Source organism: Cupriavidus sp. HE11 (genome assembly GCF_056097175.1).
Map to the genome: position 1 here is coordinate 1,782,781 of NZ_CP184464.1, position 15,637 is coordinate 1,798,417.

Annotated in this window: 13 protein-coding genes, 1 tRNA gene and 2 riboswitches; of the genes, 6 read left to right on the top strand and 8 right to left on the bottom strand. The window is 65.9% G+C overall.

Annotated elements, in window-relative coordinates:
• Positions 1–34: 34 nt before the first annotated feature.
• From arfB to ACOABP_RS08380, 3 genes are all read right to left on the bottom strand, one after another.
• Positions 35–439: an alternative ribosome rescue aminoacyl-tRNA hydrolase ArfB gene (gene arfB, locus ACOABP_RS08370; protein ID WP_474227702.1), complete on the bottom strand. Its 405-nt coding sequence runs from the start codon at positions 437–439 to the stop codon at positions 35–37.
• Positions 440–487: 48 nt separating this feature from the next.
• Positions 488–1,879 carry an FAD-binding oxidoreductase gene (locus ACOABP_RS08375; RefSeq protein ID WP_474227703.1) on the bottom strand — a complete coding sequence of 464 codons (1,392 nt, stop codon included), beginning with the start codon at positions 1,877–1,879 and terminating at the stop codon, positions 488–490.
• A gap of 257 nt (positions 1,880–2,136) precedes the next feature.
• Positions 2,137–3,363 carry an RtcB family protein gene (locus tag ACOABP_RS08380; protein WP_474227704.1) on the bottom strand — a complete coding sequence of 409 codons (1,227 nt, stop codon included), beginning with the start codon at positions 3,361–3,363 and terminating at the stop codon, positions 2,137–2,139.
• Between the two features lie 168 nt (positions 3,364–3,531).
• Between ACOABP_RS08380 and ACOABP_RS08385 the strand changes: the two genes are divergently transcribed.
• The gene (locus ACOABP_RS08385; RefSeq protein ID WP_066736769.1) at positions 3,532–3,867 is read left to right on the top strand and encodes a hypothetical protein; all 336 of its coding nucleotides are present in this window, start codon (positions 3,532–3,534) and stop codon (positions 3,865–3,867) included.
• 360 nt (positions 3,868–4,227) lie between these two features.
• Here the strand turns inward: ACOABP_RS08385 and ACOABP_RS08390 are convergent.
• Positions 4,228–4,303 (bottom strand) — tRNA-Arg (locus tag ACOABP_RS08390).
• Between the two features lie 322 nt (positions 4,304–4,625).
• Between ACOABP_RS08390 and ACOABP_RS08395 the strand changes: the two genes are divergently transcribed.
• On the top strand, positions 4,626–5,522 hold the full coding sequence (locus tag ACOABP_RS08395; RefSeq protein ID WP_474227705.1) for a c-type cytochrome: 897 nt from the start codon (positions 4,626–4,628) through the stop codon (positions 5,520–5,522).
• Positions 5,523–5,624: 102 nt separating this feature from the next.
• Here the strand turns inward: ACOABP_RS08395 and hemN are convergent, their stop codons facing one another.
• Positions 5,625–7,094, bottom strand: coding sequence for an oxygen-independent coproporphyrinogen III oxidase (gene hemN, locus ACOABP_RS08400; RefSeq protein ID WP_474227706.1), 1,470 nt, complete (start codon positions 7,092–7,094; stop codon positions 5,625–5,627).
• 242 nt (positions 7,095–7,336) lie between these two features.
• Here hemN and ACOABP_RS08405 point away from each other — a divergent pair, with 242 nt between their 5' ends.
• Entirely contained in the window at positions 7,337–8,509 is a 1,173-nt protein-coding gene (locus ACOABP_RS08405) for an ABC transporter substrate-binding protein (RefSeq protein WP_474227707.1), read from the top strand.
• A 27-nt stretch (positions 8,510–8,536) separates the two neighbouring features.
• Here the strand turns inward: ACOABP_RS08405 and ACOABP_RS08410 are convergent, their stop codons facing one another.
• From ACOABP_RS08410 to ACOABP_RS08420, 3 genes are all read right to left on the bottom strand, one after another.
• Positions 8,537–9,835: an ATP-binding protein gene (locus ACOABP_RS08410; RefSeq protein ID WP_474227708.1), complete on the bottom strand. Its 1,299-nt coding sequence runs from the start codon at positions 9,833–9,835 to the stop codon at positions 8,537–8,539.
• A gap of 4 nt (positions 9,836–9,839) precedes the next feature.
• Positions 9,840–10,571, bottom strand: coding sequence for a response regulator (locus tag ACOABP_RS08415; RefSeq protein ID WP_474227709.1), 732 nt, complete (start codon positions 10,569–10,571; stop codon positions 9,840–9,842).
• A gap of 353 nt (positions 10,572–10,924) precedes the next feature.
• The gene (locus ACOABP_RS08420) at positions 10,925–13,012 is read right to left on the bottom strand and encodes a UvrD-helicase domain-containing protein (protein ID WP_474227710.1); all 2,088 of its coding nucleotides are present in this window, start codon (positions 13,010–13,012) and stop codon (positions 10,925–10,927) included.
• 280 nt (positions 13,013–13,292) lie between these two features.
• On the opposite strand from ACOABP_RS08420, the gene ACOABP_RS08425 reads away from it, so the two are divergent.
• The 3 genes from ACOABP_RS08425 to gcvH all read left to right on the top strand — a co-directional run bounded on the left by ACOABP_RS08425 (position 13,293) and on the right by gcvH (position 15,562).
• A complete protein-coding gene (locus ACOABP_RS08425; protein ID WP_474227711.1) occupies positions 13,293–13,517 on the top strand; it encodes a glycine zipper 2TM domain-containing protein in 225 nt (74 codons plus the stop codon).
• Positions 13,518–13,610: 93 nt separating this feature from the next.
• Positions 13,611–13,698, top strand: a riboswitch (glycine riboswitch).
• Positions 13,699–13,719: 21 nt separating this feature from the next.
• A riboswitch (glycine riboswitch) is annotated at positions 13,720–13,851 on the top strand.
• A gap of 88 nt (positions 13,852–13,939) precedes the next feature.
• Positions 13,940–15,067: a glycine cleavage system aminomethyltransferase GcvT gene (gene gcvT, locus ACOABP_RS08430; protein WP_474227712.1), complete on the top strand. Its 1,128-nt coding sequence runs from the start codon at positions 13,940–13,942 to the stop codon at positions 15,065–15,067.
• A 114-nt stretch (positions 15,068–15,181) separates the two neighbouring features.
• Complete coding sequence (gcvH, locus tag ACOABP_RS08435; RefSeq protein ID WP_066736792.1) at positions 15,182–15,562, top strand: glycine cleavage system protein GcvH; 381 nt, start codon at positions 15,182–15,184, stop codon at positions 15,560–15,562.
• The last annotated feature ends 75 nt before the right edge of the window (positions 15,563–15,637 follow it).

The window sequence follows — 15,637 nt, forward strand, 5'->3', positions numbered from 1 at the left end:
TTTGAAATATTTGTTCGAGTTCAGAGGCGGACCTCTAATCGACCACCCGCCCACGCAGCGCCTTGATCTGGCCGCGCTGGACCTTGGCATCGAGCCGCCGTACCTTCGACGCGCGGGTAGGCCGCGTGGCCCGCCGGATGCGCGGCGGCTCGGCCACGCTGCGCACCAGTTCGTGCAGGCGGCGGACGGCTTCCTCGCGGTTCATCTCCAGGCTGCGGTGCTGCTGCGCCTTGATGACGATGACCCCGTCGCGCGTGATGCGGTGGTCGTGCAGCGCCAGCAGCCGGTCCTTGTGATCGGCGGCCAGCGACGACGTTCGCACGTCATAGCGCAGGTGTACCGCATTGGACACCTTGTTGATGTTCTGCCCGCCCGCGCCCTGCGCGCGGATTGCGGTGATCTCGTATTCGTGGTGAGGGATGAACAGGTCGTCGGCCATGCGGCGCATCATAGCAACGCATGGCGCGACGGTGTGCGCCGGATCGTGTCACGGCGCCGGCTTGATGTTCTGGTTCGAGCAGAACAGGTTCTGCGGATCGTACGTCCGCTTGGCGCGCGCCAGCCGGTCGAAATTGTGGCCGTAGGCCGCGCTGACGCGCGCGGTTTCGTCCTCCGTCATGAAATTCACATACACGCCGCCAGTGGCATAGGGCGCCGTGGCGTTGAAGAAATCGCGCGCCCAGCTGATGCAGGTGGTGTCCTCGTCGGTGCGGTCCCAGCGCGAATGGACGTTCATCACATAGCGGGCATCGCGATGGTGGTACGCCGTGGCGTCGGGCGCCACGCGGTTGGCAACGCCGCCCACCTGGCCGATGAAGATCTCGGCATGGGCCGATGGCCCGCGCGCCGCGTAATCGGTCATCAGGTCGATGGCCGCGTCGTCCAGCCGCGTGAAGTTGTGCGACTTCCAGTAGTTGCGCGCGCCCGGCGTCAGCAGCGGATCGAACGCCTGCTGCCACGCCGCATAGGGCATCTGCCCGACATGCTCGCCTATGGCCTGACCAAACCCGCGCAGCGGATCGATCGCCTTTTCGGCCTTGCCGGGGTCGCCGTTATGGAAGACCGCCAGCACCACCACATTGGCACCATGTGCCGACGACGGCAGGAACGGCAGCGGCGGCGCCTTGCGCAGGACAACCCAGACGTTCATGTCTTCGGGCATGGCCGATTCCGCAAAAGCACGGTACTGGCGCAGCACCGATTTGCCTTCCGCGGCCGGAAACACGATCAGCCCGGCCGTCACCAGCGGGCCCACCGCGTGCAGCTTGAACTCGAACAGCGTGACCACGCCGAAGTTGCCGCCGCCACCGCGCAGGGCCCAGAACAGTTCCGCCTCATGGTTGGCGTCGGCCCAGCGACGCTGACCATCGGCTGTCACCACCTCGCAGCCCAGCAGGTTGTCGACGGTCATGCCGTACTGGCGCGTCAGCCAGCCGAAGCCGCCGCCCAGCGTCAGCCCGGCCACGCCAGTTGTCGAGTTGATGCCCAGCGGCGTGGCCAGGCCCAGGGCCTGCGCCTCGTGGTCGAAATCACCCAGCGTGGCGCCGGGGCTGACCCAGGCCACGTTGTCGCGCGGATCGATATGGACACTACGCAGCGCCGACTGGTCGACAACCAGCCCGTCATGGCAGATGGCGCTGCCGGCAATGTTGTGACCACCGCCGCGTACGGCGATCGCCAGGCCATGATCGCGCGCGAAGTTGACGGCCTGCATGACGTCCGCCGTGCCCGTGCACTGGACGATGACCGCGGGCCGCCGGTCGACGGTGGCATTCCAGACGGTGCGCGCGACGTCGTAGCCGGCGTCGTGCGGCAGCAGTACCTTGCCGCGCACGGCCTTGCGCAGCATGTCGATGTGGTCGGCGGCAAGCGTGGGCATGATGACCCTCCCTTCTTCGTATTGAAGATCTTCCTGGGAAAAGTCAGTCATGCAAGGCACGCGCCAGGCGCCGCAGAACGGCTTCGCTGCAACGGTTGCGGCGATGGTGTGCGTGCTTATGACCGGGCGGCCGGCACAATCTGTTGCACTCTTGAGGCGGCGGGGGAGAGACATCGGCGCGGATCGCAGCGGGCGCGGCATGGTCACTGCCGAGCCAGGCCGACGCATCGAATGAACAGGCAAGTGGGCCGGCCACCCTACCCCTTCACGCAAACCACCTGCCGCAGCGTGTGGACAACCTCTACCAGGCTGCTCTGGGCGGCCATGACGGCGTCGATATCCTTGTAGGCCATCGGAATCTCGTCGATTACGTCCGCGTCCTTGCGGCATTCGACGTGCGCGGTGGCCTTGACCTGGTCCGCCACCGTATAGCGGCGCCTGGCCTCGTTGCGGCTCATGGTGCGGCCGGCCCCGTGGCTGCAGGAACAGAAGCTTTCGGCGTTTCCCAGGCCGCGTACGATAAAGCTCTTCGCGCCCATCGATCCCGGGATAATGCCGAGCTGGCCCTTCTGCGCCGACACCGCGCCCTTGCGCGTCACGAAAATGTCCGCGCCGAAGTGGCGCTCCTTCTGCACATAGTTGTGGTGGCAGTTCACCGCGTGCTCGTCCACATCGAACGGCTTGCCGATCGCCGCCCGTGCGGCGCCGATGACGGCGGCCATCATGACTTCGCGGTTGCGACGCGCGTATTCCTGCGCCCAGCCCACGGCCTCGACGTAGTCGTCAAAGTGTTTGCTGCCCTCTTCAAAGTACGCCAGGTCGCGGTCGGGCAGGTTGGCGATGTGCTGACGCATGTCCTGCTGCGCCAGTTCAATGAACTGCGTGCCGATGGCATTGCCCACGCCCCGGGATCCGCTATGCAGCATGAACCAGACCGTGTCGCTCTCGTCGAGACAGACTTCGATGAAGTGGTTTCCCGTGCCGAGCGTTCCCAGATGAACGTGGTTGTTGGTCCGCGCCAGCTTCGGGTACTTCTCGCAGATGCGTTCGAAGCCCGGCACCAGCGTTCTCCACATTTCGTCCACGTGATGGGGCGCACGATCGCCCCAGGCGCCTGGGGCCCGCCGGCCCGGCGCGCGGCCATGCGGCACCGCACGCTCGATGGCGCCACGCAGCCCGTGTAATGAATCGGGCAGGTCCTTCGCCTTGAGCGTGGTGCGCGCTGCCATCATGCCGCAGCCGATATCGACTCCCACTGCAGCGGGGATGATCGCCCCCTGGGTAGGAATTACCGTGCCGATCGTAGATCCCTTGCCCAGATGTACATCCGGCATCACGGCCAGATGGCGAAACACGAACGGCATGCGTGCGGTGTTCTGCAGTTGGCGGCGTGCGTCTTCCTCGACGGGCACACCGACCGTCCACATCTTGACTGGCCTGCCATTGGCCAGCGTCATCAGTTGGTAATCGGTCTTCTCACTCATCTTGCATCCTGTCTGCCACTGTCCCGACGCGCCGCGCATCGATTTCCCTGTCCATTGGGCCTGGCGCCTGCCGGGCCGTTCCGCATCCGGGCCTTCCGCCCAATATCCGGCGCCCCCGGCCTGGTGCTAGAACGGAAGCTCGGCGCCGACAAAATAATTGGGGATGCCATGAAACGCCTGCCACTGATCCTTGCCCTCTGGACGGCCCTGCTGCTTGCCGGCTGCTACTACGGATATCCCCCCGGGCCCGTGCCCGGACCCACCAGCTACGACCGCTCGTTCTATGCGGCGGCCGATGCGATGCGCGACCAGGGCGTGGCAGTCCAGACGCAGGAACCGACAACCGGCAATATCACCGGCTACTACGGCAGTACCCCCGTAGCGGCAATGATCCGCCAGCAGGCTGACGGCAGCGTGCGCGTGGAATTCCAGGCGGCGGATTCGCGCGATCCGGGGCTGGTCAACCGGATCACGCAAAGCTATCAACGGCGGATGGGACGGTAACGCAAAGCGGCCGTTGCGAACGCATCGCAACGGCCGATTTCCTTCCCGGTCATTCAGTCGCAGAACTCCCCGCCTTTCCCCTGTTTCCGTGCCCAATAGCCTCCATCCCAGCCACCGGGAAACTGCGTTTCGGGCGGAACGACGCCGAGCCCGCCGATTGCCAGAGACCCGGCTCCCGACATCCGGAAACGGATTGCGGGCCCGGTGCGAATGGCCGCCAGATAGGGGAAGCAGTGTCGGCTAACCGCAAGTGGCAAGGGACTCTCGGCCTGGGAAAGAGGCGAGCAGACCTGGCCGGTACCGGTCCTGAACCGTGGCGTACGGGGAGGTACAGCGGGAAATCAAGGCGGGAAAAATTCTTGGCGCGCCCGGCTGGGATCGAACCAGCAACCCCTGCCTTCGGAGGGCAGTACTCTATCCATTGAGCTACGGGCGCGATGTGAGCTGCGTTGACAACAGCGAGTGCCGTCGTCGGAAAGTCGCATAGGATACCCGACTTGTTGGTGCCCGTCCATGCGGGATGCGCCGGGGGCTGCGAAACCCGGGTTTTCACAGGTCTCTGAGCCGTCGCTTTTGGCCCCGTGGGCCGGGTCTTGGGTCTATAATCGGCAGCTATTTGCGTCGTACCAGAGACGTAGCGGGGCAGGAGACGGCCCCGGACGCGAAGACCGACAGATTCATCCCCGAAGACAGGGCCAGACAAGCAAGCCGCCCCCACGTGCTGTGCAATAGGTTTCCCGCAAAATCGAGAGTTCTGTATGAGTGACGTCCATCAAAACGACCACCACGAGTCGCCAATCAAGACCCCTAAGCAGCTTATCGCTGTTGTGATCGCCGCCTTTCTGGTGCCGATTATCGTCATCATCCTGCTGGTCAATTTTGTCGGACATGGCACCCGCGAGGGCGCCGGCTCCACCCAGAGCGTGGAAGCGGTGAACAGCCGTATCGCGCCGGTAGCGTCACTCGAGATCAAGGACCCCAATGCCCCGCGCGTCTTCAAGACGGGCGAGCAGGTCTACAAGGAAGTTTGCGCCGCGTGTCACGCCACGGGCGCGGCTGGTGCGCCGAAGTACGGCACGGCCGGCGACTGGACGGCCCGTATCGGCCAGGGCTTTGACGGCCTGCTGAAGTCGGTGCTGAACGGCAAGGGCGCGATGCCTGCCCGCGCCGGCACGTCGCCGGACGATCTCAGCGACTACGAACTGGGACGCGCCGTGGTCTACATGGCCGATGCCGGCGGCGCCAAGTTCCCCGAGCCGGCTGCCCCGGCCCAGGGCGCCACCGCCCAGGCTGCGGCTTCGGCCCCGGAGGCGCCCGCAGCTCCGGCAGCAGCACCGGCACCCGCCGCAGCTGCGGCTCCCGCCCCGGCAGCCGCTGCACCGGCCGCACCGGCTGCCGCGCCAGCCGCGGCATCGGCGGACACCGGCAAGAAGGTCTACGAACAGGTTTGCGCCGCATGCCACGCAGCTGGCGTGGCTGGTGCGCCGAAGTTTGGCGACAAGGCAGCCTGGGCCCCGCGCCTGAAGGAAGGCATGGACGTGGTTCACAACTACGCGCTCAAGGGCAAGGGTGTGATGCCGCCCAAGGGTGGCTACGCCGGCCCGGATGCAGACGTGATCGCCGCATCGGACTACATGGCCAACGCAGCGAAATAAGCTTTGCAGGAAGTCCAGGCCAAGGCCCGATACCGGGCCTTGGCCCAGCAAAAAGCCCGCGAGACATTCGCGGGCTTTTTAGTTTCTGGCGAATCTGCGACGCTAGACCACGCGTGAATAGCGTACCAGCGGTATCACCCTGGCATCGTTTGCGGCATTCGGCGCCGGTTGCGGGCGCGCGGCATCGTCACGCAGGTAGCGGTCGAACACCATCGCCACACGGCGTACCAGCAGGCGACCCAGTTCGGTGATGTCGATGCGGTCCGGCGTTCGGCGCACCAGGTGATCGACGGCCAGCTTGTCCAGATCGGCCAGTTCGGCCGCGAAGGTGGCGGCAAAGTCGATGCCGTACGTCTGTTCCACCTCGGCAATATCGAGCGTGCCATTGCACATCAGCGCGCCGATGATGGCCTTGCGCAGATGATCGTCTGCGGACATCTCGAAGCCGCGCACCACCGGCAGGCGCCCTGCGTCGATGGCAGCGTAGTACTCGTCCGTGGTGCGGGCGTTCTGCACATAGTGCCCGGCCACGGCGCCGATGGCCGACACCCCCAGCCCGATCTGGTCATAGCCGGCATGCGTGGCATAGCCCTGGAAATTGCGTTGCAGGCGGCCTTCGCGCTGGGCCACCGCCAGGTCGTCGTCGGGCAGCGCAAAGTGATCCATGCCGATGTAGACATAGCCGGCGGCAGTCAGCCGTTCGATGGTCGACACCAGGATATCGAGCTTCTCGGCGGCCGGCGGCAGTGTTGCGGCATCGATACGGCGTTGCGGCTTGAACACGTGCGGCAGATGCGCGTAGCTGTAGACCGACAGCCGGTTCGGCCGCAGTTCCAGCACCTTTTCGATAGTCTCGCCAAAGCGTGCGGTAGTCTGGTGTGGCAATCCGTAGATCAGGTCGACGCTGACCGACTGGAAGCCCAGGCGGCGCGCCGCCAGCACCACGGCGCGCGTTTCTTCATAGGACTGCACCCGGTGCACGGCTTCCTGCACCTCGGGATCGAAGTCCTGCACGCCCAGGCTGATCCGGTTGAAGCCCAGTTCGGCCAGCAGGTCCATTCGCTCGTCCGTTACGCGGCGCGGATCGATCTCGATCGAATGCTCGCCTTCGGGCAGCAGCACGAAATGCTCGTGCAGCGCTGCCATCACACGGCGCATTTCATCGGGATCGAGGAAGGTCGGCGTACCGCCGCCCCAGTGCGATTGCATCACGGCGCGCCGTTCGCCCAGGCGTCCGGCGACCATGGCCATCTCGCGCGACAGGTAATCGACGTATAGCGCGCTGCGGCTGTGGTCCTTGGTGATGATCTTGTTGCAGCCGCAGTAGTAGCAGATGTTCTCGCAGAACGGGATATGGAGATACAGCGACAGCGGGGCCGGCGAATCGGCGCGGCAGGCTTGCAGCGCGGTCCGGTAGCCGGCATCGCCAACTTCGTTGTGGAAGCGGTCGGCCGTGGGATACGAGGTATAGCGGGGGCCGTTGCCGTCGATGCGGCCGGCCAGGCTGCGGAAATCGGCAAGCGCGCGGCGGTCGAAAGCCGTGCCGGCGACGTCTGGAATGGGGGCGGACATGCGGAGACTCGATTTGTGGGCGGAATGACGATCGATCCTATGCCTGGCCCGATGCAACAACCTTGATGCGCATCAAGATCACGGCAACCCTACACCTGCCAGCCCCGCCAACGGGGGGCCTCAAGTCTGGTGAAAGTCACGGAAGCGTCATGAAGGGCCGATAGTCTCGGGTCCGACTCTCGAAGTCCCGCCCGTATTCGCTTTCCGAAGCACATCCCGTCCCACTTGATCTTTCCACTGCCATGCGCCCAGCCTCGCCGCAGTCGACCCTCGCGTGTCTGCCCGCTTTCCCGGGCCGCCGCCGCGCCTTGCAGATGCTTGGCGCCCTGACTTCCGCCGCCGTGCTGCCCGCGTTTGCGCAGCCCGCCGGCCAGGTGCTGCGCCGCCAGCTTGTGGTGGGTCATCTGGTAGACCGCGTGGGCCCGCAGGCCGATCAGGCGCGCGATTATCTGGCGGGCGCCAAGGTGATGTTCGATGCCTTCAATGCGTCGCCGGCCAGCAACGGCGGCCTGCGCATCGTCCATGTGGTGCGCGACGCCGACGCTTCGAACCCGCGCGCGGCCGTCGCACAGGCCGTGGCGCTGGCCGACAATGAACGCGCGGAAGTACTGTTCGGGCCCGGTGACAGCCTGCTGCCCACGCTGGCAGGCTCTGCCGACCTGACGCGGCGTGGGGTGCAGATCGTGGCGCCGCTGTCGGGGCTGACCATGGCGGCCGACAACGTGTGGTTCACGCGCGCCGACTACCAGGCCGAGCTGGACGCCGCCGTGCATCAGTTGCGCAGCTACGGACTGTCGGGCATCGCGCTGGCCGTGTCACCCGACTTTGCGGCGGGCACGCTTGGCGCCGGTACGCCATGGCTGGCCCGTCTGGAAAAAGACATCTCGACGCGCGCGGTAGCGCTGACCGGCAACTTCGACGACAGCGCGAAACGTATTGCCGCCGCCCGGCCCGGCGCCGTGATCGTGGCAGGCGACACGCTGGCCTATGGCAGCCTGGGCCGCGCGCTGGCAGCGCAGAACTGGTACGGCTTCCTGGTGGGACTCTCGGCGGTCAGCCCGTCGTCGGCGCGCGAAATCCTCGGTGCCAACTACGCGGGCGGCATGGTCGTGACGCAGATTGCCCCGGGTCCGCAGGAGTCGACGCTGCGTGTGGTGAAGGAGCACGTGGCCCGCATGAAGCAGTATCTCGACGAGCCGCCCTCGCCCGCCACGCTGGCCGGCTATATCGGCGCGGCCTGGCTGGCGCGATCGGCTGCGGGCATGAAGGGATCGGGCACGACCGAATTGCGGCGTGCCCTGCAGGCCCGTATCGACGTGGGCGACTTCACGCTGGACTTCACGCGCGGGCTGCGCGGCTCGCAGTACGTGCAGCTGGCACCGATCGGCAAGAGCGGCCTGCCGCAGCGCGCCTGAGCAAGGGCGTCAGTATCCGCCGCAGCGTCAGGCGCGCGGCAGCGTGATGCTGACGCGCAGGCCGCCTTCGACGCGGTTGGACAGCTTCAGGTCACCGCCGTGGCGCGCCACGATATCGGCGGTAATCGACAGGCCCATGCCCACGCCGCCGGTGGCGCGGCTGCGCGACGATTCCACGCGATAGAACGGCTCAAGCACGCGCGACAGTTCGGCCGGCGGAATGCCGGGGCCGTTGTCGCAGACATCGATCGATACGCGCTCGGGGCTGTCGGTCAGGATGATGTGCGCGGCGCCGCCATAGCGATGCGCGTTTTCCACCAGGTTGACCACGGCGCGACGCAGTTCGGTCGGATAGGCCAGCAGCGGTGCCGCTTCGCCAGACAGGCGCACGTCCTGCCCGATCTCCTGGGCATCGTCGACCACGGCCTGTAGCAGCGCCAGCACATCCACGCGCTGGCGCGGGCCGGCGCCATCGTCGCGCTCGCGCAGGTAATAGAGCGTGGCATCGATCAGGCCATTCATCTCGGCCAGATCCTGGCGCAGGCGATAGCGCACGTCGTTGTCCTCGATGCGTTCGATGCGCAGGCTCATGCGCGTCAGCGGCGTGCGCAGGTCGTGCGATACCGCTGCCAGAAAGCGCGACTGCTGCGCCAGCTGGGTGCGGATGCGCTGCTGCATCAGGTTCAGTGCGTGCGTGGCATCGCGGGCTTCGGCTGGGCCGGTGTCCTCGTCCAGCGGCGGCGCGTGCACGTCCTGCGCCAGGCGGTTCGCGCCGCTGGCCAGTTGCTGCACCGGCCGCGCCAGCAGGCGGGCACCCACCCATGACGCGATCAGGATGGCCGCAAGCTGGAAGATCAGGCCCAGGTGCGGCGGCCAGATGCCACGGATATGGAATCCCTTCGGCGGGCCGGGCGGGCGACTGAATGGCGGGCGCTCGCCGAAGGCCTCGGGGCGCAGCGGCGGGCCATCGAAATCGAACGGCTCATTGCCTCGCATGCCGGGCGGCGGGCCAGGCGGCCGGTCGGGCATGAAGACGCCTTCGAGCGGATGCGGGGGCGGCCCGTTGGGCAGCAGCTGGCCAGCCGCCTCTGCATCGGAGGCCGCGCGGCGCATGCGCTCCATGTAGCGTTCCGATCCGGGGCGCGGAAACACGCTCTCGATCACGGTCACGCCCAGCACGTGCACGGCCAGCATGATGGCGGTCATGACAAAGAACAACCGCATGAACATCGAGTTGAACCGGCGGCGTCTGGCCGGTTCCACGGCGCGCGGTTCGGGCCGCATCGCCGAAGCACCGCCGGTTGACGGCGGGATCGCAGCAGCCATGCCTTCAGTGCTCCACGTTGCCGGTAAAGACGTATCCTTCGCCACGCACGGTGCGGATCAGCGACGAATCGCGCGGATCGTCACGCAGCTTCTGGCGCAGCCGTGATACCAGCAGGTCGATGCTGCGGTCGAAGACGTCCAGGTCGCGGCCGCGTGCATTGTTGATCAGCATCTCGCGGTCGAGCACCCGGTTCGGATTCTCGATGAACGTCAGCAGCAGTCGGAATTCCGCGTTGGACAGCGGCACCACCGTCTCTTCGGCATCGACCAGCTGGCGCAACGTGGCATTCAGGCGCCAGCAGCCAAAGCGCATCTCGTGCCCCGCCGTGGCCGGCGTCGTGCGTCGCACCTCGCCGCGACTGCGCCGCAGCACGGTGTGGATGCGGGCCACCAGCTCGCGCATTTCGAACGGCTTGGTCACGTAGTCGTCCGCACCCACCTCCAGGCCCACCACGCGGTCTGCCAGCTCGGCACGGGCGGTCAGCATGATCACGGGCAGGTTGCTCTGCTCGCGGATCTCGCGGCACAGCGTCAGGCCGTTCTCGCCGGGCAGCGACAGGTCCAGGATCACGAGATCGTATTCCTGCCGGCCCATTGCCGCGCGCATCGCTGAGCCGCCTTCCGCGCCCTCCGCCTCCATGCCGAACGTGGCCAGGTATTCGGCCAGCATGGAACGGATCTGGGGATCGTCATCGACGATCAGCAGACGAATGGGCAGGTTGGGCGACAGGTCCATGGGAAAAAAGTGAGGAATACGCGGGACATCCGATCGGCCAATGTACCAGTCGGGAGATTACAGGCGATGCCGGCTTTGTATCAATTTTGATACGTGCAGCGAAGCGCACAAGGAGGCGCGGGGCGGGGCGCTGCGCAGGTTCACGCAGGGCAAGGTCCCGGGGAGAAAAATACGCCCCCGGTGCTGCCGCATCCGGGAGCGTTCAACAGGGAAGAAGCCGGGCTCGCATGCGCCCAGCCACACCGCAACCGAAGGGCGGGCGCGGTGTGTCGCAGGAACGTCCGAGAGACGTTTCCACGCGCCGCCAATCCTAGTGAGCGCGTGCCTATGTGTCTTGTCAGCCTTGTATCAAGTCAGCCCGCGGCGGGCTTGTTGAGCAAGGCTTTCAGGCCGGCGAGCCGGTCCTTCGGACTCATCGCCGGCGTGTTGTCCTGCGGTGCCGGGGCTTCCTCGAGCTTCATCTCGGCAATGAAGCGCGACGGTTCGACCGAATAGGTTTCGCGTGCCCGCTTGCGCTTCTTGCACCAGCTGATCTGCAGGCTGCGCTGCGCACGCGTGATGCCCACATACATCAGGCGGCGTTCTTCCTCGATCTTCTCGTCGCCCAGGTCTTCGTCCTCGCGCGTGTGGGGCAGGATGCCCTCTTCCACGCCCACCAGGAACACGTGCGGATATTCGAGGCCCTTCGACGCGTGCAGCGTCGACAGCCGCACGGCATCCGGGTCTTCCTCGCGGCCTTCGAGCATGCTCATCAGCGCCACGGTCTGGGTCAGTTCGAGCAGGTTCTTGCCTTCGTCGCCAAAACCGTCGGCCGTGTCAAAGCCGGTGGCCTCGCCCTCGCCTTCGGCCTCGGGACGGGTGCCCTTGCGCTTGAGCCAGTCCAGGAATTCGAGCGTGTTGGTCCAGCGCGACTGCGCCTGCCGTTCGTCGAAGGTGTCGTACAGGTAGGCCTCGTAATGGATGCCTTCCATCAGATCGTCCAGCACCACGGTGGCGGGGTCGTTCGCCGCGCGGTCGGCCAGGCGCACCATCGATTCGCAGAACGTACGCAGCGGCTCCAGCTGGCGCGGCTGCAGCTTGGCCTCGATGCCGCCCATCATTGCCGCCTCGAACAGCGACACCTTGGCCTGGCCCGCAAACGTGCCCAGCGCCTCGAGCGTGGTGTTGCCCACCCCACGGCGCGGCGTGGTGATGGCGCGGATGAACGCGGGGTCGTCGTCGGGGTTGGCGATCAGGCGCAGATAGGCGCAGATGTCCTTGATCTCGGCCTTGTCGAAGAAACTCTGGCCGCCCGACAGCACATACGGAATGCGCTCGCGGCGCAGGATCTGTTCGAACAGCCGCGCCTGGTGGTTGCCGCGATAGAGAATGGCGTAGTCGCGAAATTGTGCGCGGCGCTCGAACTTGTGCGCAGACAGGCGGAACACCACCGACTCTGCCTCGTGCTCCTCGTCGTTCATCGGGTGGATCGCGATCGGATCGCCCATGCCGTGTTCCGACCACAGCTTCTTGTCGAACAGCTTCGGATTGTTGGCGATCACCGCGTTGGCCGCTTCGAGGATGCGCACCGTGGAGCGGTAGTTCTGCTCCAGCTTGACCACCTTGAGGTCGGGAAAGTCGGTCTGCAGCAGCCGCAGGTTGTCCAGCGTGGCGCCGCGCCAGCCGTAGATGGCCTGGTCGTCGTCGCCCACCGCCGTAAATGCCGGCGCGCGCAGGTGCGAGCCACCCGCCAGCAGCTTCAGCAGCTGGTACTGGCACGCGTTGGTGTCCTGGTATTCGTCGACCAGGAAATAGCGCAGGCGGTTCTGCCACTTCAGGCGCACGGCCTCGTCGCGCGCGAACAGCTCGGCGGGCAGCCGGATCAGGTCGTCGAAGTCCACCGCCTGGTAGGCATTCAGCGTGGCCACGTAGTTGCGATAGACCATCGCGGCCTGGTGTTCGTCGGCATCGGCGGCCTGCGCGAGTGCCGTCTCGGGATCGACCATGCCGTTCTTCCACAGCGAAATCGTGCCCTGCACGCTGCGAATCAGCTTCTTGTCGGTCGTGCCGAGCTGCTCCTGGATCAGGCCGAAGCAGTCGTCCGCATCCATGATCGAGAACTGTGGCTTCAACCCGACATGCTCGGCTTCCATGCGCAAGATTTGCACGCCCAGCGAGTGAAACGTACAAACCGTCAGCTGCTTGAGTGGAATGCGCTTCCCTTCGCGCGTGGTCTTGCCTTCCATCAGCTTGCCGATGCGCTCCTGCATCTCTTTCGCCGCCTTGTTCGTGAACGTGACGGCCGCGATGTGACGTGGCTCGAACCCCTTGTCCTCGATCAGGTGGGCGATTTTCTGCGTGATCACGCGCGTCTTGCCCGAGCCGGCGCCCGCCAGCACAAGGCAGGGGCCGTCCAGATAGCGAACCGCTTCGGATTGCGCGGCATTGAGTCCGTGAGTCATGAGGCAGGGGGAACGTTGCGGGCGGGATGGCTCAAGGCGCACCTGAGGGGCTGCGCGCCAAAGGCGTCGATGTTAACACGCGCTTCAGGCCTGGACCGGTTGTCGGGCGGCGTCCGACAAGAGGCGTTTCAGGCTGGTAACAATCGTAAAACGGCGGATCCCGGGGCATGGAGCTTGCCTCTTGTCGGGCAGGACCGCGCGGGTCTTGCGCGTGGCGCGACCGGTTCGGGACAGATCCACAAATCGGAAACGATGCTCGATGACAACAAAGGAGCCAATCATGAAGACGCTTCGCACCCTTTCGAAAGTTGCCCTGATCGGCGTGACGCTGGTGGGCTTTGCCGGCTGCGCGGACATGACGCCGAAGCAGCGGAACACGGCCATTGGCGCGGGCGCCGGTGCGCTGGGCGGTGCCGTGCTGACCGACGGCAGTGCGCTGGGTACGCTGGGCGGTGCGGCCGTGGGCGGTGTGATCGGTAACGTCGTGACGAAGGACCACCGATAACCGGCCGGCAACAAGTTCCAGATCCGGGGGCGTGGCCGGTGGCCGGCGTCAGGCTTGCGTTTGACAAAGGCAGACCGGTCCCGTACATTCTCGCGCATCCGGCCGGGAGAGCGCGCAGCGACTGCGCCGCCGAAGGGGAACTACCCAAAAACTCTCAGGCACCATGGACCGACCGGATCGGCATGCAACATGCACACGATGCATGCCGCACTCTGGAGAGCGACATCCGCCACTGCCCTGACGCAGGGTGAGCATGTCCACCGAAGGGGCGCACGAAGCGCGCGGCACGCCGACGCTTCGTAATCTCTCAGGTATCGAGGACAGAGGGGTCATCCGCCGCAGCGGATTGGTTGCACATTGGTGCACCGATCGTTGCGGCGGATGACCCTTTTTTCGTTTTCGAACCGCCCCCGAGGATATCCATGACGCTCCAGGCCACGCCCCTCAACGCTATCCACCGCGCCCTTGGCGCCCGCATGGTCGACTTTGGCGGCTGGGACATGCCGGTCAACTACGGGTCGCAGATCGAGGAACACAATGCCGTGCGTGCCGATGCCGGCATGTTCGACGTGTCGCACATGTGCGTGGTCGACCTGCACGGCGCCCAGACGCGCGCCTTCCTGCGCGGCCTGCTGGCCAACAACGTCGACAAGCTGCAAACGCCGGGCAAGGCGCTGTATTCCTGCATGCTCGATGACAAGGGCGGCGTCATCGACGACCTGATCGTCTACTTCTTTGCCGAGAATCATTTCCGCCTTGTGGTGAACGCCAGCACGGCCATCGGCGACATCGAATGGATCCAGTCGCGCAACGCGGCCACCGGCAGCGGCGTGACGATCACGCCGCGCCGTGGCGACGTTGCGCCGGCCGGCGCCGGCAAGCTGGCCATCGTGGCCGTGCAGGGCCCCAATGCGCGCGCCAAGGTCTACCAGGCTTTCCCCTCCACCCAGCCCGCCGACGCACTCAAGCCGTTCAACGCGCTTGTGGTGCAGGACCCCGAAATGGGCGAGCTGATGATCGCCCGCACCGGATACACCGGCGAAGACGGCTTCGAACTGGTGGTGCCGGCCGAAAACGTTGCCGGCATCTGGGAAAAGCTGTCCGCGGCGGGCGTGCGCCCGGCTGGCCTGGGCGCGCGCGACACGCTGCGCCTGGAAGCCGGCATGAACCTGTATGGCCAGGACATGGATATCAACACGTCGCCGCTCGACGCCGGCCTGGCCTGGACGGTCGACCTGCAGAGCGAGCGCGACTTCACCGGCAAGCAGGCCCTGGTGGCCGGCGGCCAGAAACAGACATTCGCGGGCCTGATCCTGCGCGACAAGGGCGGCGTGCTGCGTGCGCACCAGAAGGTAATCACCGCCGCCGGAGCTGGTGAAATCACCAGCGGCACGTTCAGCCCGAGCCTGCAGTTGTCGATCGCGTTTGCCCGCCTGCCGAAGGACGTGGCGCCCGGCACCGACGTCCAGGTCGAGATTCGTGACCGCAAACTGACCGCGACTGTGGTTAAACTGCCGTTTGTGCGTAATGGCAAGGCACTCGTGAGCTGAGGCATCGCCCGGCTTCACATCAAACGGTCGCCCCTCCACCCGTCCGCTCGAGCCCAACCTGCTGCGGACCTGGGTGAATGAAACAAGAAACAAACTGTATTGACGGAGAACCTCATGAACTTCCCCGCTGACCTGAAGTACACCGAGTCGCACGAGTGGGTGCGCGTCGAAGCCGACGGCACGCTGACGATCGGCATTACCGACCACGCACAGGATGCCCTGGGCGACATCGTCTTCCTGGAACTGCCCGAAGTCGGCAAGTCGGTTGGTGCCGGCGACGCCCTGGCCGTGGTGGAGTCCGTCAAGGCGGCTTCCGACATCTACGCCCCGGTGGCTGGCGAAGTGATCGCCGTCAACGACGCCGCCTCGGCGTCGCCGGAATCGGTCAACGCCAACGCCTTCGACGCGTGGCTGTTCAAGCTGAAGCCAGCCAACGCCGACGACGTGAACGGCCTGATGAACGCCGACGCCTACAAGGCCAGCGTCGGCGCCTGATGGCGCTGACTGTTTGATGCCACGCGCGGCGGGCAGTCTGACCACCTGCCCGCCGCCCGCTCCCCGAGATTCCTT

What these genes read in the sequence shown, in the direction of transcription:
- ACOABP_RS08375 (WP_474227703.1), bottom strand. Translation starts at nt 1,879, where the DNA reads ATGCCCACGCTTGCCGCCGACCACATCGACATGCTGCGCAAGGCCGTG.
- ACOABP_RS08395 (WP_474227705.1), top strand. Translation starts at nt 4,626, where the DNA reads ATGAGTGACGTCCATCAAAACGACCACCACGAGTCGCCAATCAAGACC.
- ACOABP_RS08380 (WP_474227704.1), bottom strand. Translation starts at nt 3,363, where the DNA reads ATGAGTGAGAAGACCGATTACCAACTGATGACGCTGGCCAATGGCAGG.
- arfB (WP_474227702.1), bottom strand. Translation starts at nt 439, where the DNA reads ATGGCCGACGACCTGTTCATCCCTCACCACGAATACGAGATCACCGCA.
- ACOABP_RS08420 (WP_474227710.1), bottom strand. Translation starts at nt 13,012, where the DNA reads ATGACTCACGGACTCAATGCCGCGCAATCCGAAGCGGTTCGCTATCTG.
- gcvH (WP_066736792.1), top strand. Translation starts at nt 15,182, where the DNA reads ATGAACTTCCCCGCTGACCTGAAGTACACCGAGTCGCACGAGTGGGTG.
- hemN (WP_474227706.1), bottom strand. Translation starts at nt 7,094, where the DNA reads ATGTCCGCCCCCATTCCAGACGTCGCCGGCACGGCTTTCGACCGCCGC.
- ACOABP_RS08410 (WP_474227708.1), bottom strand. Translation starts at nt 9,835, where the DNA reads ATGGCTGCTGCGATCCCGCCGTCAACCGGCGGTGCTTCGGCGATGCGG.
- ACOABP_RS08425 (WP_474227711.1), top strand. Translation starts at nt 13,293, where the DNA reads ATGAAGACGCTTCGCACCCTTTCGAAAGTTGCCCTGATCGGCGTGACG.
- ACOABP_RS08385 (WP_066736769.1), top strand. Translation starts at nt 3,532, where the DNA reads ATGAAACGCCTGCCACTGATCCTTGCCCTCTGGACGGCCCTGCTGCTT.
- ACOABP_RS08415 (WP_474227709.1), bottom strand. Translation starts at nt 10,571, where the DNA reads ATGGACCTGTCGCCCAACCTGCCCATTCGTCTGCTGATCGTCGATGAC.
- ACOABP_RS08405 (WP_474227707.1), top strand. Translation starts at nt 7,337, where the DNA reads ATGCGCCCAGCCTCGCCGCAGTCGACCCTCGCGTGTCTGCCCGCTTTC.
- gcvT (WP_474227712.1), top strand. Translation starts at nt 13,940, where the DNA reads ATGACGCTCCAGGCCACGCCCCTCAACGCTATCCACCGCGCCCTTGGC.